The sequence below is a fragment of the Gynuella sp. genome (genome assembly GCF_050297175.1).
GTDB lineage: Bacteria > Pseudomonadota > Gammaproteobacteria > Pseudomonadales > Natronospirillaceae > Gynuella.
This window is the reverse complement of the sequence record NZ_JBNKSF010000022.1, coordinates 19,111-34,234: the sequence shown is the minus strand read 5'-3', so window position 1 is coordinate 34,234 and position 15,124 is coordinate 19,111. Positions and strand designations below refer to the sequence as shown.

Genomic DNA, 15,124 nt, shown 5'->3' with positions numbered 1-15,124 from the left:
CAGACACATGCATAAAGCTAGAAAACGATTTGGCCAAAATTTCCTGCACGATCAACAAGTCATTGACCGGATCGTCAGTGCCATCCGTCCCAAACCCGACCAGCATCTGGTGGAAATAGGTCCGGGACAGGGTGCCCTGACCGAACAACTGCTGGCCGGAACCGATGGCCAGTTAGATGTTATCGAACTGGACCGGGACCTGATTCCGATACTACAGGTAAAATTTTTCTCGGCAGCAGCGCTGACTATTCATGAAGCCGATGCCCTCAAGTTTGATTTCGCCACCCTTCACCCCGGAGAACCGCTGCGGGTGGTGGGCAACCTGCCGTACAATATTTCCACGCCGTTGCTGTTCCATCTGCTGCGCTTTACCGATCACATCACCGACATGCACTTCATGCTGCAAAAAGAAGTGGTTGAACGTATCTGTGCCAGCCCCGGCGGTTCTGACTATGGTCGCCTGAGTGTGATGATGCAGTATTTTTGTCAGACGGAGTATTTGTTTACCGTGAAACCAGGTGCGTTCAACCCGGCACCTAAGGTGGACTCCGCGATTATCCGACTGGCTCCACGTCCAAAACACGAACTAACGGCCCGTAGCCTTGAAGCACTCGAAACGATGGTCAGAACATCGTTTTCACAACGACGCAAAACGCTACGCAATAACCTCAAACAACTGATGACCCAGCAACAGATTGAAGATGCCGGCATCGATCCCGGTCTTCGTCCGGAAAAGCTGTCTGTTGCCGATTTTGTTAATCTTGCCAATCAACTGACGCCTCATGACTGATTATGCCATTGGAGATATCCAGGGTTGCCTGGAGCCAGTACTCAGATTACTGGCAGAAGTTCAATTCAATCCTGCCCGGGATAATCTTTGGGTCGCTGGTGATCTGGTTAACCGCGGCCCCGACTCCATAGGTGTGATTCAATATCTCAGGCAAATCGATGACTGCTGCCGCATTGTGTTAGGCAACCATGATCTGCACATGCTGGCGGTTTATTACGGCTATAAAAAACCTGGTGCCAAAGACACCCTGGTTCAGGTCACACAAAGCCCGGAGGCCAAAGGCCTGATCGATTTCGTCCGTAACCAGCCGATGATGCATCACGATAAAACTCTGGGCTACGCCATGACCCATGCCGGTATTCCCTCAATCTGGCGTACTCGTAAAGCCCGGGAACTGGCAGAAGAAGTATCAGAAGTATTACGTACTGAACGTCTGCTCAGAATGTTTCTGGCCAATATGTACGGCAATACTCCGGATGTCTGGAAAGACAGCCTGGAAGGCACCAGCCGCTGGCGGGTTATTACCAACTACCTGACCCGCATGCGCTTTACCGATGACAAGGGGCGGCTGGACCTGGAACACAAAGAAGGCCCAGACCACCCCCCCAAAGGCATGAAACCCTGGTTTAAATACCCGGCCCGCAAAAAACGTTCAATCCGGCTGATTTTCGGTCACTGGGCGGCACTGAATGGATTGTTTACTGACAAAGATGTGCTGGGACTGGATACCGGTTATGTCTGGGGGGGAACCATGAGCATGGTAAACCTGCAACAGCAGGAGTTGCTGCAAATCGATCCCAACGGTGTCATCAGTAGTCGTAATATTCGCCTGGCAAGTCCACCCTCGCAGGAGGAGGCAGCATTAGGGCCAACGTTATGAGCGACTCCCGGCATCAAAGAATCAGCGGACGCACTGCTGAGCTGAGCGCCGGACTACCGGTGCAGCGGTTTATACCAACCCGTGAGCGCCGCATGATTGGTGCCTGGGTGTTTCTCGACCATATTGGTCCGGCCGACATCAGTGCTGGTAAGGGCGTTCAGATAGGACCGCATCCACACACCGGACTGCAAACCTTTACCTGGATGATCGAAGGGGAATTGTTGCATCGTGATTCACTTGATACGGTACAGACGATACGTCCGGGACAAGTCAATTTGATGACAGCCGGTAAAGGCATTAGTCATAGCGAAGAATCTCCTCAGTCGCGCTCCCGCTGTATCCATGCAACACAACTGTGGATTGCCCTGCCCGATGAACAACGTTTCATTGAGCCGGCCTTCGAGCATTGTGCCGAACCGCCCGTAACCCACCTGGGCCCGGCACAGATAACCGTCATCGCCGGTTCAGCCTTCGCACTGGAAGCGCCGATCAAAGTGTACTCACCATTAATGGCGGCAGAAATCGTTTGCGCAGACGCCGGCCCTCTGACTCTTCCTTTGCAACGTTCATTTGAACACGGTCTGCTGGTGCTGGATGGCGTCGTCAGCTGTGATGGTCGTGAACTGGATTCATCAGAACTGCTTTATCTGGCCACAGCCACAGAATCCCTCACCATGACCTGCCACGGCCCATGCCGACTGTTGCTGATCGGTGGCGAACCTTTTAATGAGGATGTACTGATCTGGTGGAACTTCCTTGGTCGCAATAAACAGGAACTCCACGACTATGTCAGGCGCTGGAATGCTGCTGAAGATTTCGGCACGGTTACCGGTTATGACGGTGATCGATTGGCGGCGCCACTGCCACCCTGGAAAGACCAGAATGGTGGCACGTAAATCTAGCTGTGCTTCATAAACCCTCATCCTAAAACTGTCATGGCCATATCCATGACAGTCTGTTTTTTCGGTATCCGTTATCCAAAACCAAAAGACACATTAAATAGATCCATCATCGATGACATTCGCCAACGACTTACCATTGTTGGACCTGCTGCCATGCCGATTTGAACAAAGGCCAGTTTGTCAGTGCACGCTGATATTCTCCAGCCCGACCTTCCAGGGACATCCCATAGATACTCAGTCTGGATGCCAACACCGCATAAAACGCATCGACCGCTCCTGGCGCATCAAACATAAACCCGCCTGTTGCCTGGGAAAAGATCTGCGTCACCCGCGTCAGTTCTGCCTGAATCGCGCTGTTTATAGCCACCGGTTCAGCCGTTTCCAGTGTAAAAGGACAACTGCTGCGTAATTGGGAGAACCCCGAATGCAGTTCAGCCAGCAGACTTCGCGCCACAGCTCTTGCTGCTGAGTCAACCGGTAACAAACGACCATCACTGCACTCATTTAAATACTCGGCAATCGCCAGAGAATCGTGGATCACCAGATCACCATCCACCAATACCGGCACTAATACCGATGGTGAATAACGAGCCAATTGCTCGCGATACCCATCGCCGCTCAATGCCATTGAGATAACCTCACATTCGACACCTGCCAAACGTGTACACATCCATGCCCGCATAGACCAGGTTGATTGGCTACCGACGATCAGTTTCATAACTTACTCTCCAAATACATATTCATATGAATGAACGGCCATCAGTGAAGTCGCTGGTCGTGATTACTTTGCTTAAACAGGACTTCAATGACCGGGCAACAACACAAAGTTCAGGACATAACCTCCCACCATCAAAAAACCAAACGCGCATCCGGCCAACAGTATGGGTTTCAAACCAGCCTCGCGCACCGCCCGTAAATGTGTTTTGAGACCCAGGCCAATCATGGCCATAGTCAGAAGGAGATTATCCAGACCAAGTAAGAACCGGTTCAGCCATATTGGCAAGCTGATCAACGAATGAATACCACTGACCGCCACAAACAATATGGCAAACCATGGGATGGTAATACGGCCCGGATGGTCCTGGTGGCTTTGACGTGACTGATGCATGGAGAGAATCAACAGAAACGGCGCCAGCATCATCACTCTGCTCATTTTTTCGATGATGGCACTTGCCGCAGCCAGCTCCCCTGCACTGTTACCTACCACCAGCACCTGCGCCACTTCGTGTATGGTGGATCCAACATAGATACCAAACTGCCAGGGAGCCAGCCCCAGCCGGGTATAAATCATCGGATAGACGAACATCGCCAAGGTACCGAAAATCACAACGGTTGCAACTGCCACAGATGCCTGGTTCGACTTGGCCCGGATCACCGATTCTGTGGCCAATACCGCTGCTGCGCCACATATGGAACTGCCGGCACCAATCAGGATAGCGGTTTGGCGGTCCAGCTTGAATATCCGAACTCCCAGAAACAGAGTCAAAGAAAACGTTGTCAGCATCATCAGCAGAGCCGTTAACACGCCATCGAACCCCACTTCGGCAATTTGCTGAAAACTGATTTTCAGGCCATACAGTATTATGGCCACTCGCAGGATTGATCCCTTGGCAACATCAGTTCCGCTGTCCAGTTGTCCGGCAAAACGGGGATACCAGGTATTGCCGAGTATCAGGCCGACCAGTATTCCCAGGCTCAATGCCGAAATACCATATTGCCGAAACCATGGTTGTGCAGATACAGTGAGACATATCACCGCCAGAATAGTCACCAGAACCACTCCAGGTAACTGCGGATACCGAGGCTTTTGAAACATTAGCCATAGAGAGTGACTAAAACGATTGCTCATGACATAACCTCAAGACTTATTGTTAATTGGAATATATTTAATCCAATAAGTTATAAGTAGAGGATATATGAAGCAAATACATAATTATTATTGAAATATAATTTAAAGTTATGCGACTAAACCTTCACTTGTTGCGGATCTTTCACGCAGTCGTCGAGCATGGCAGTTTTTCGCACGCTGCGGAAAAACTGGCAATCAGCCAACCGGCTGTTTCAAAAGGTGTCAGAGAGCTGGAAAATCAGCTTGATCTTGCTCTGTTGGAACGACGTTCAGATGCCGCCAAAGGCCCACGTAGAATTCAATTAACCGACAGCGGTCAGGCACTGTTTGAACATGCTCGCGGGATCTTCGCCCTTGAACGTGTTGCCATAGAAGATATTCAGGCTCGAATCGGTCAGCAGCGAGGCCAATTGACCATTGGCGCCAGTACAACGGTTGCCAGTTATTGGCTGCCGGCAGTCATTGCCGTACTGCTGCAACAGCATCCGGATATTGATGTCAGGGTGTTCAGTGGAAATACTCAGACGGTTGCCCAGGCTTTGCTGGAATGCCGGGTGGATGTGGCGCTGGTGGAAGGCCAGGTCAACGAACGGGGTATCAAATCCAGGCACTGGCAGGATGAGCCTCTACAGCTGGTTATGCCGGTCGCCTGGGAACAAGCATTGAAACAAGGCGGACCAAATACTCTGCAGGAAAAAACCTGGCTGGTACGAGAACCAGGTTCAGGCACTCGGGATGTGATTCAACAGGTTTTACAAAATCACGGGCTTGCCACCGTCAACTACCTTGAAATCGGTAGTAACGAAGGCATTGCCCGTTGCGTCGCGGAGGGTCTGGGAGTTTCCATTTTACCAACCAGTGTGATTCAGGAGCTAGTGGAGCTACGGAAAATAGCCGTTTGGCAGGATGTCTGGGACACCCCACTATTCCGGCCACTGTTTCTGTTACAGCTGGAAGAACGCCCGGTATCGCCATTGGTCAACGCTTTGTACAAGATACTGGCAGGCGGTTAATTCTCTGCCTGCAATTAAAATTGCGTCGCTCTTCTGCTAGATACCAAACCCGGCTCCGATACCCAGCAATGTTGATATCGCCAGTATCACAAACAAAGCAGCAACAACCCCATGTACGATTTTCATCGGAATCTTGTCAGCCAGTTTATTGCCGATAAACACCACCGGAACATTGGCCAACATCATGCCTAAGGTAGTACCCACCACGACCCAGACGACAGAACTGTAATGAGCAGCCAGGGCAACGGTGGCAATCTGGGTTTTATCACCCATTTCTGCCAGAAAAAAAGCAATCAGCGTGGCCATCAGCACACTGCCATACTTGGTTGCCGACAATCCCTCATCATCATCCATTTTATCGGGAATCATGACCCATATCGCCATGGCCAGGAAAGAAATGCCCAAGATCCAGCGCAGAGTCTCAGGGCCTGCCGCCGAGGCCAACCAACCACCAACAACCCCGGCAACACCATGGTTGAGGATAGTGGCAAGGAAAATGCCCAGAATAATGGGAATGGGCTTTTTAAAGCGAGTGGCCAGAATCAACGCCAGCAACTGGGTCTTATCGCCCATTTCAGCCAGAGCCACAACGCCTGTCGAGATAAAGAAGGATTCCATGGTAACAATCCTGGCCGGTTTAAAGACGAATGACCACCACGCATCCCCGGCCATTCGGAGGCGTTGTGGTCAAAGGTCTTGCCAGGTCGTCAGACAGGTAACAAGCCGTTGGTTGCTACCAGTATGAAGGACTGCTTATGCCATGATCTGTGGATCAATTATGTTGACACAAGCCTCTTTGGGAAAAGAGCGGCTACTCCCCAATGACGCCGCGCATGGTACTGAATTGAAGCGAAAAAGCAACCGGATGTCAGACTTTGTTATTCATAAAACATAATGCGTTTTTCCATAAACACCCGCCTGCAACCATTTTCAACCCGGCGTTCCACTTCCTGATAACCCAACCGTTTATATAAACGAATACTTTCAGTCATTAACTCATTGGTATGTAGAACAATGACATTGACTCCCAGCCGCTGAGCTTCCGACTCTGCGTGCTGAAACAATCGAGTCCCCAGGCCACGGCCCTGATATTCAGGGTGCACAGCAATGCATTCAAGCAACAACCGATGCGCCTGTTGCATCAACACCAGTACCCCGGCAATACGAACATCATCTGCCAGCACATACACGAGATGCTGCCGGATCAGCTCACTGCAGTTATCCTGCAGAGGAGCCGGCGCCAAACCTGTTTTGGAAACATAGGGAATATAAGCCTGAGTGATGCAATCACTGATTTCCGGTGCATCCTCCAGGCCCGCCCGGCGGAGAAGTATCTCATCCATCGCGTTTTCCTCATGGCTGCAGCGCCACCGCGACATGTTTGAAAGCCGGTGTTCTGCTGCGTGGATCGACAGCTGTACCAATAAGCACATTGGCCTCAGGATAATAGGCCATGATTGTACCTCTGGCCAGATTGTAGGGAATCACCCTGACGCCAGCCATTTCTCCAAACGCCGAGCGGATGGTGATCTGTTGCTCTGGCTGAATCCCTTGTTCAAACATATCCTGAGGCGACATCAGTATGGACCAACGATCTTTGGTACCGCGATAACTGTCCTGTTGCTCATAAATAATGGAATTGAACTGTCCTTCACTTCTTACGCTCATCAATCTGAACGGATAATTCTCATCTTCAGCCGGCACTTCCAGTGTTGCACAATTAAACCGGGCCTTACCATTGGCAGTGGCAAACTCTGGTGTTTTCAGCAATCGTTTTTGAATGTGAAATTCCTGCTTGGAATCGGCAATATCGCGGATTTTATCCATGCCAGGAATCACTTTAGCGATAAATTGCCGTATACCGGCATGACTGGATACCTGCTCCAGATTAACACCGGGCAACTCGATGCTGCGCTTAAGAATTTCCAGCAGAATCACACTTTCCGGCCTAACATTTTCCAGCCTCTGAATACCACCATCACTGAGGCGGACAAAATTGAACATTGATTCCTGTGTGGTGGGCTCCCACTCCTCATCTCGGGCGGTCACCGGCAACACAATCACTTCACTGTTTTCCACACCACTGATGTGACCACGGTTCAGAGTAGTGGTCAGAAATACTTTCAGACTGATGCGATCCAATGCCTGTCTGGCCCATTCAGTATTGGGTGACGCATCCAACAGGTTTCCGCCCATTAACAGAGCAAAATCCATTTGTTGTTCATAGGCTCGTTCCAGACAGGCCAGCGTATCAAGCCCGGGTTCTGCCGGTAATGACACCCCCAGCTCCTGCTGCAAAGCACTGAATACCTGTTCCGGCAGGACGGGTTTGACACCTATCGTACCAACCCCCTGCACATTACTGTGTCCTCGTAATGGCAATAACCCGGCACCGGGCTTACCGACCATTCCCCGGCACAATGCCAGATTGGCAATGGTCTCCACATTATCAACACCATTCAAATGATGAGTAACGCCCATACCCCAGGCAAAAATCGTGTTTTTGGATTCACAATACAACTCGCCAACACGTTTGATTTCCGCAAGCGTAACACCCGTGCGGAAACAGATATCATCCCAGTCGAGTTGATCCAGTTGCTCTGCAAATGCGTCATAACCATCCGTATGCTGATCAATAAAAGACTGATCCATCGCCTGACGCTGCAATACCACTTTAGCCAACCCCATGAGCAATAAAGCATCTGTGCCAACCTTGGGTTGTAAATACTCGGATGCGATTTCAGTACCACCCGTTAACATGGACTTAGCACTTTTAGGTACTGCAAACTTCACCAGCCCGGACTCTCTGGCCGGATTAATAACCACCACTTTGCCGCCACGGTCACGTATGGCCTTCAGCTTATGCATTAGTCTCGGATGGTTGGATGCCGGGTTGGCACCGATCAGAAACAGCAAATCACATTCATTCAAATCCGCCAGCTCAACAGTCGCAGTGCCGACACCCAAGGCGTTATACAAGCCAACACCCGTGGCCTGATGGCAATAGTAAGAACAGTTGTTAACGTTATTGGTACCATAGAGGCGAGCAAGCAACTGCAAAACAAAACCCGCCTCATTGGATGAACGTCCGGAAGAATAAAAAAAACTGCGCTCGGGTTTGGTAACACTCAGCCGGGATGCAATCCGATGCAAGGCATCCTCCCATTCGATCGGCTCATAGCGGTCGCTATCAGCAGCCTTATGGACGGGCATGCCCAGCCGACCAAGATGTTCCAATTCATTACGGCTGAGTTTCTGAAATTCGGATAAGGGGTGAGCGAAGACTTCTACTGGAATAGGCGGCTGGATATCGGTGGACTGAGCCTGGATACTCTTATTGCAAACAGATGGAAACTCATCAAGCTCATTCGTCATGCCACCATGCTGCCCACCCATACCCAGACCACAGGCTTTACAGACATTATGACTATTCAGAGCTTTGGCAGAATTCTTCAGACCAATACGATTGACGGTCATTAACGTATAGAGGACTTTTTTAGGGCCCCCGCCGACGATTTTCTTTACCTTGGGAGTATGCAGTTTTTCTGTCATGGCGAAGTTTCCCGGCTGAAAAAGACCAGTAAACTATCATTTTTAATTTATTTCCACTGTCTACAATCGATAAAGATTCAGGCAGGCCAAACAGACTATTACAACTTGAACGATGCAGCGTAGTTGACGAGTGATAAGAAAGGGCTGGATCGGTCAGGCATCAAAGCGAATCTGATAGCCAAGCTTGTCCTGACTGAATCCGGCATGCTCATAAAAACGCTTAACTTCTGGTTTGGATGAACCACTCATCAGCATAACTTTGTAGCAATTCTTCTGCCGGGCTATCAAGACCGCCCGCTCAAGCACCCGACGCCCAATTCCCTGGCTGCGATAATCCGCATGGACAATCACATTCTCTATGACTCCGAACGGGCGCCCTGACCAGCTTAAGTTGGCACATATATTAATTGTGGATGTGGCCACTACTTTTCCATTTTCGACAGCGCCGATCACCTCACCGCCGTTAGCTTTGATCTGCTCATAGATCTGTGTTTGTAATAAAAAAGAAGGGCGGGGAGATACAGGACGATCATATTGGTCAATCAGCTCCAAAACTCCATTCAGTTCACTGAATTTAAGACTGCGTATATCCATCTATCCTGTCCTGTGCATAGGCATTTCAATGTGTAGGTTTTGTACCAAGAGTGGATATGAAAAACAACAACAATCCCAGCATAACGGCCATATCTGCCACGTTGAAAATACCGGTACGCAAGGATCCAATACCCACATTCAGAAAGTCAACAACATAACCTTCAAAACGGATACGATCAACCAAATTTCCGATTGCACCGCTAAAAATAAGTGCCCAGGCGACTCTTTCCATGGTACCTATCCTGCTTCGAAACAAATGATAGAGAATCGCGATAGAAATCAAGCTAACCAATACGGTAAAAATCAAAAAACGGGCGTGATCAGGCAACTTTGCCCCAAGGCTCAACATACCGCCCGGATTTTCAGCGTATCTTATGACGAATATTCCCCCCAGATAACTAAGTGCCGGCTCTCCTTTCATCCAGGTCATCGCCGCCCACTTACTGACCTGATCCAGTACCAGGCTTACCAATATCACCACAATTGCCACCAAGTGCCGCTTCATCCAACATCCGTCCTTATATCTTCAGGTATCAAAAAATCTGCGGCGCAATAGTAAACCAATCGGGCGCTAGACACTATTCAGGATAAAGCAAAAAAAGGGCCCGATATTGGGCTTACGTCGCACAATTAAAGTCCTCTATGGTCCAGGAACCTGCCAACTCCCCGGCACCCTGGTAACCCGAAGCAATGGCTGAAACGATCCTGTTCCAGAGTGCAACTTTTAGGTGGATTTTCTGCGACTTCCTATATCTTTCTGACGATGCTCTCTGCTGTTTAACTGTATATTTATCAGTATTTAGCCATACTGAAAAATGGAAATACGAGCTTATGGCCAATACATCCGGCACTCATACTGTACACCCTGCTTCATTAAGTATATTTCCTCTGTGGTTTTGGTCTTGTACTGACTGATATACCGGGATGCACCAAAGTGTCGGACCACACCATTGGCCATCGCCAATGCGAGCCCCTGGAAATTAAAGAGTTTCGCGTAACACAGCCAGATCCCCCGGGGCGACAATCAAAGGGACCAGGACGATCTGTTTAATTGCCGGGTAATAGCAACGCAAGAACACTGTATGATTCAGCCATATTCAAAACAGATACACGCTATTTTCACCAACAACGGCCATCATCAGCAGCGCGACTATTATTTTTCTGAATGGGCAAAAAAGAGCCATTCACTAAAATGTCGTGTTCAAAGCTGAAACTTGTCGCTTTTACAGATTCCATCCTCCTTATTTACTATTCAAAATGGTCAATAAGGTCTGCTCTGAAACCGCTGTATCAACCCCAGATCATCCCGACCGCTAATGATCAATCTATGTGCTCATCCAGTTTGTATCGAAAGCCACACAGAAAATAATCCGAATTTCGCGAAAAGGAAAAACGCTATGACTGAATACCTCCCCTATCTCATGTCACGCAAGACATAACTTTGCAATCAACCATGCTGAATGAGGTAAACGAGCAGTTTCGAGATTCGACAACCCGATATATCAAGAATCTGATGACTCAATCAGAGGCAATACGCAAACAGTTCGAACCCAGTTTTTATGAAGCCCTGGAATTTGGCCGGCCTCAACCATTTGAAGAGGGTAAAGACAATTCCGGCATATATGGCCTGGAACGGATTTATGAAGATCGCGCAGTGCTTACACCTTATTTCGGTTGTGCTTCTTATTGCCGGTACTGCTTCAAAAAAACCAGAACTTTAGCCGGTACCGCTAAATTAATGAGTGAAGAGAATATGGAACAGGCGATTGACTACATCCGCCGTGACCCACGTATCAACACAGCGCTGATTACCGGTGGAGATCCTATGGCACAGCCCAAACGGGTATTTAAACTGCTGGAAGAACTGACAGCTATTCCACATATCACCAAAATCCGCATTGGAACCCGTCATATTCTGTTTCAGCCTGAGCGTATCACGGAAGAATTGGCCGAACGGATTGCCAGCTATAACCATGTTGATTATCAAAACCCCCTTAACTCCAAAAATATCTCCGTTGGCGTATCCATCAACCATATCGATGAATTACAGCCAGAAGTGATTGCAGCGATCCATCGCTTTACCAAACGTGGAGTATCCGTTAGAGGACAGATGGTATTGTTAAAAGGTATTAATGATACTGTCACAGATTTAAAAAACCTGCTGGATCATCTGTTGATAATCGGTGTGACCCCTTACTACCTGTTTCACTGCATGGATGTCATTGGTACCTATCACATGCGCACTTCTGTGCAAAAAGGGTTGGACCTGCTGGCGCAACTGACGGAGTTCTCCGGTACGTATGCAGTTCCTTATGTCTATGTCACCCCGGTCGGCAAACACCGGGTTTCTCCTGGACATACATTAGATTATGAAATGATAGATGGAAAACGGTTTATCCGTACCCGTTCTCCATACAAGGCTTCACGATTTAAAGCGTTTTCAGGAAAGAGCGTACTACCCGCATTACATGATGAGGATGAAAAAGGCTTTATTGTTTCCCGATACCTGGATGGAAACGATACTCCCATCCGCTACTAAACGGAGTTACTTAAATTGAAAACATCAAAATTGGTATTGATTGAAAAGTATTCATTTATCACAACATCGGTGATTGCCCGGGAAGCGATCAAGCTCGGCATTGATGTCGTTGTGATCGTTCCGGATACCATCACGGACAGCCAGGTAGCAGGAATGCCTTTTCATATTGTCCGCATTTCTGATTGGTCCGGTATCGGCCTGGAACAGACCATCCAAAAGATTGAGCAGGACAGTCACATTATCGGCATCGGTTCCATATTGGGATTTTTTACCGGTGAAGGTTTGCTGGGCGCTCAAGTAGCAGAACTTTGCCAGTCCAGAGGGTTACCTCACATTCCGGCCGAAGCATTGTTTCTGGCCAACAATAAATATCTGATGCGACAGACCTTGGCACAAAACGGCATATATACAGTCCGCCATACACGTGTCTATGATGAAGAAAGTTTACTGCAAGCAGCCCAACACGTTGGCTTTCCACTCATACTGAAACCTGTTGTGGGCCTTGGATCGAGTTTTATTTCAGTCTGCCATAACATCGATGATATGCGCAGAGTATTTGAACACTATATGCAGAATATTGCCGATGGCTACTATGCTCATTTTTTTTGCGACCATGAATTCAAAGGGCAGTATTTTGATCCGCAGCATGAGATGTTGGCAGAAGCTCTTATTGATGGCGATGAAATCAGCGTTGAATGCCTATGTACCGAAAACGAAGTCTGGCCATTAATCGTTCACGACAAACTGGATGTCACTCAGGAAACTTATTGTAGTTACGAAAACCTGCTGGTAACCCCACCCGTCCAACTAAATGAACAGGAACAACAACAGGTCATGTCTTATGCCCAAGACATTTTACAGGCCCTGGGATTACGCAATTGCTTTTGTCATGTAGAGATGCGCCTCGACAGCCAAAAGCGTCCAAGTGTCATTGAAGTCAATCCCCGTATTGGTGGAATGAGAGTGAAAGACAGCCTGAAATCTCTGCTGGCACTCGATTACGGGCAGGTGTTTATCGATCAGTTACTGGGCAAAGAAATCAAGCGACCTGTTCCACCTCAAATCGATGGTATTTATGGCATGGCTGCAATCTACCCGCGTAACAGCGGAGTATTACGCGAAGTCCGTGGCATTGAAGCAGCCGGAAAGATACCTGGCATGATCAGTATTACCGACCACTTTAAACCCGGCCGAAAAGTCGGCGGCAACTATGAAGAAGTATTCGTGGTGGATGCCTGGTTTCACGCTGACACACTGGATGGTATTTTGGACATCGATAAGCAGATGAAATCACTGGTGGAGGTGGATATTGAATACTGAAGCAACGCCATCCCAGTCTATTCATAATGCCCGCCTGATCGTCCTGGCCAGACTGATTTCAGATTTTGGCGCTTTTTTAAATATGGTCGCGCTGTCAACGTATGTGTATATGTTGAGCAACAGCGCCATGAGTATCGGTATTTTCCTGGCCTGTCGGGTAGCAGGTGGAATCACCGCGGGCATTGTCGGAACACCATTTTTCCGTCACTGGACTGGCAAAATACCGTTAATATGTTTCGATCTGCTACGCGCATTTCTAGTGCTGTTATTGTTGATTGTACCGACCCAGCAACAACTACTGCTGCTACCGGTTATTGCGTTCGGGATCGGCTTTGGCCATTCAATGTTTTCCATTGGTCTTAACAGCCAGATGCCAAGGTTGATCAACGCAGAACACCGGGTCAATGCCAACGCCTGGATTACCTCAGCAGCCTCTTCGGGTGCTGTTGTCGGCAGCCTGATTTCAGGCCTGCTGGTTGCCGGTTTTGGTTATCAGCTGGTATTCGCCATTAACATCACAACATATATTGTTGCCACCATGTTCATACTGCCTTTACGCATGCTCTCCATCCGGCGAACAGCAGAATTCCCACACCTGCGCCAGGACTGGATACAGTTACGACACGGACTGAAAGCCGCGCCGTTAATGGCGGGTATGCTGTTAGTAACGATGATGGATACACTGGGTAGCGCTGCACACAATGTTGGCTTTCCGATCCTGTCCAAACTACTGACACCTGAGAGCGCCAGCACAACAATGGGATTACTGTTGGCCGTATGGGCGTGTGGAAAATTTGCGGGTGCCAGAATAGCCAGTCGGATACTCAAAACCAATCAATTACGCAGTATGGAAAAAACATTCTTTTTCGGTGTGCTGGCCATGTCTGGTGGATTTATTCTCGTCTTCCAACAAAGTGAACTGGTCTGGTTACTGTGCGCAGCAATTCCCGCCGGACTCGGTGATGGTCTTGCCGAAGTTGGGCTGGTTTCACGTCTGCAACAGGAGCCGGATCAATTGCGGTTACCTGCTTTCAGTCTGCTAACCGTGCTACAAATGTCCGGGTTTGGCATTGGCATGTTAATCTCCGCTCCGTTTTACGAGTTCTGGGCTCCGGCACATGTTGTATTAGTGTTTCACGGCTTACCGATATTAACGGCGATACTGGTACTCTGGCGCTGGTCAGGTATCAACCGCTATGGCAATGAACCAGCCGAACGAGAAAGTGTTAATTGAGTGACAGGCGGCTGTCTGGAAGTTCTCTGGACAGCTCCACTAAAACGCCTGCCTTATACTGATGGTGACCACCCGGGTTACTTTATCAACAACCTCTTTCGACAACCTGCGCCGCTGTCCCCTGAAGCAGTCTCATATAACCAAATCGCAGAGACTCTTTCACACCATCTTGGTAAAGTCATTCAACACAAACGTCTCTCTATTGTGGATCTGGCAAAACGTCTTCGTGAAATTGGATACCCTGAAGACTAAGCTAACGGAATTGCAGCCATGGACGAAACCATCTCACAAGCATCTGAAGACCATATAAATATCAATGTAGAATCCACTGATGATGTATCACCTGTGTCTATAGATAGCTTTATTCAAAACAATATCCAAGTATGGAAAAATTAGGAAATCCCTGACCGCTCTCAAAAAATATGATCAATCATTAACACCCGTCAAAACA

15 protein-coding genes and 1 riboswitch are annotated in these 15,124 nt (G+C 48.7%); of the genes, 8 read left to right on the top strand and 7 right to left on the bottom strand.

Annotated elements, in window-relative coordinates; all coding sequences use genetic code 11:
* Positions 1-7: 7 nt before the first annotated feature.
* Genes rsmA through ACQY6I_RS08595 form a run of 3 tightly spaced genes read left to right on the top strand, consistent with a single transcriptional unit; the run spans position 8 to position 2,566 of the window.
* Entirely contained in the window at positions 8-790 is a 783-nt protein-coding gene (gene rsmA, locus ACQY6I_RS08605; RefSeq protein ID WP_428241069.1) for a 16S rRNA (adenine(1518)-N(6)/adenine(1519)-N(6))-dimethyltransferase RsmA, read from the top strand.
* Positions 783-1,670 carry a symmetrical bis(5'-nucleosyl)-tetraphosphatase gene (locus tag ACQY6I_RS08600; RefSeq protein ID WP_428241068.1) on the top strand — a complete coding sequence of 296 codons (888 nt, stop codon included), beginning with the start codon at positions 783-785 and terminating at the stop codon, positions 1,668-1,670. Before rsmA ends, ACQY6I_RS08600 begins: the two co-directional genes overlap by 8 nt.
* The gene (locus ACQY6I_RS08595; protein WP_428241067.1) at positions 1,667-2,566 is read left to right on the top strand and encodes a pirin family protein; all 900 of its coding nucleotides are present in this window, start codon (positions 1,667-1,669) and stop codon (positions 2,564-2,566) included. The genes ACQY6I_RS08600 and ACQY6I_RS08595 overlap by 4 nt, the downstream gene beginning before the upstream one ends.
* 136 nt (positions 2,567-2,702) lie before the next feature.
* Here the strand turns inward: ACQY6I_RS08595 and ACQY6I_RS08590 are convergent, their stop codons facing one another.
* Complete coding sequence (locus tag ACQY6I_RS08590) at positions 2,703-3,290, bottom strand: glutathione S-transferase N-terminal domain-containing protein (protein ID WP_428241066.1); 588 nt, start codon at positions 3,288-3,290, stop codon at positions 2,703-2,705.
* A gap of 84 nt (positions 3,291-3,374) precedes the next feature.
* Positions 3,375-4,421: a YeiH family protein gene (locus ACQY6I_RS08585; protein WP_428241065.1), complete on the bottom strand. Its 1,047-nt coding sequence runs from the start codon at positions 4,419-4,421 to the stop codon at positions 3,375-3,377.
* Between the two features lie 110 nt (positions 4,422-4,531).
* Between ACQY6I_RS08585 and ACQY6I_RS08580 the strand changes: the two genes are divergently transcribed.
* Entirely contained in the window at positions 4,532-5,434 is a 903-nt protein-coding gene (locus ACQY6I_RS08580; RefSeq protein ID WP_428241064.1) for a LysR family transcriptional regulator, read from the top strand.
* A gap of 36 nt (positions 5,435-5,470) precedes the next feature.
* Here the strand turns inward: ACQY6I_RS08580 and ACQY6I_RS08575 are convergent, their stop codons facing one another.
* The 5 genes from ACQY6I_RS08575 to lspA form a co-directional block, all read right to left on the bottom strand.
* Positions 5,471-6,052 carry a TMEM165/GDT1 family protein gene (locus tag ACQY6I_RS08575; RefSeq protein ID WP_428241063.1) on the bottom strand — a complete coding sequence of 194 codons (582 nt, stop codon included), beginning with the start codon at positions 6,050-6,052 and terminating at the stop codon, positions 5,471-5,473.
* Positions 6,053-6,058: 6 nt separating this feature from the next.
* Positions 6,059-6,266: riboswitch (yybP-ykoY riboswitch) on the bottom strand.
* Between the two features lie 46 nt (positions 6,267-6,312).
* Positions 6,313-6,777, bottom strand: coding sequence for a GNAT family N-acetyltransferase (locus ACQY6I_RS08570; protein WP_428241062.1), 465 nt, complete (start codon positions 6,775-6,777; stop codon positions 6,313-6,315).
* 10 nt (positions 6,778-6,787) lie between these two features.
* Positions 6,788-8,986, bottom strand: a complete 2,199-nt coding sequence (locus ACQY6I_RS08565; protein ID WP_428241061.1) for an FdhF/YdeP family oxidoreductase — start codon at positions 8,984-8,986, stop codon at positions 6,788-6,790.
* 153 nt (positions 8,987-9,139) lie between these two features.
* Positions 9,140-9,580: a GNAT family N-acetyltransferase gene (locus ACQY6I_RS08560; RefSeq protein WP_428241060.1), complete on the bottom strand. Its 441-nt coding sequence runs from the start codon at positions 9,578-9,580 to the stop codon at positions 9,140-9,142.
* A gap of 25 nt (positions 9,581-9,605) precedes the next feature.
* Positions 9,606-10,085, bottom strand: a complete 480-nt coding sequence (gene lspA / locus ACQY6I_RS08555) for a signal peptidase II (RefSeq protein WP_428241059.1) — start codon at positions 10,083-10,085, stop codon at positions 9,606-9,608.
* 948 nt (positions 10,086-11,033) lie between these two features.
* Here lspA and ACQY6I_RS08550 point away from each other — a divergent pair.
* From ACQY6I_RS08550 to ACQY6I_RS08535, 4 genes are read left to right on the top strand one after another with little or no spacing between them, the layout of a single operon-like run.
* A complete protein-coding gene (locus ACQY6I_RS08550; RefSeq protein ID WP_428241058.1) occupies positions 11,034-12,119 on the top strand; it encodes a KamA family radical SAM protein in 1,086 nt (361 codons plus the stop codon).
* 15 nt (positions 12,120-12,134) lie between these two features.
* The gene (locus ACQY6I_RS08545) at positions 12,135-13,439 is read left to right on the top strand and encodes an ATP-grasp domain-containing protein (RefSeq protein WP_428241057.1); all 1,305 of its coding nucleotides are present in this window, start codon (positions 12,135-12,137) and stop codon (positions 13,437-13,439) included.
* Positions 13,429-14,673 (top strand): MFS transporter, encoded by a 1,245-nt coding sequence (locus tag ACQY6I_RS08540; protein WP_428241056.1) that lies wholly within the window; start codon positions 13,429-13,431, stop codon positions 14,671-14,673. Before ACQY6I_RS08545 ends, ACQY6I_RS08540 begins: the two co-directional genes overlap by 11 nt.
* Complete coding sequence (locus ACQY6I_RS08535; protein ID WP_428241055.1) at positions 14,674-14,925, top strand: hypothetical protein; 252 nt, start codon at positions 14,674-14,676, stop codon at positions 14,923-14,925.
* Positions 14,926-15,124 lie beyond the last annotated feature (199 nt).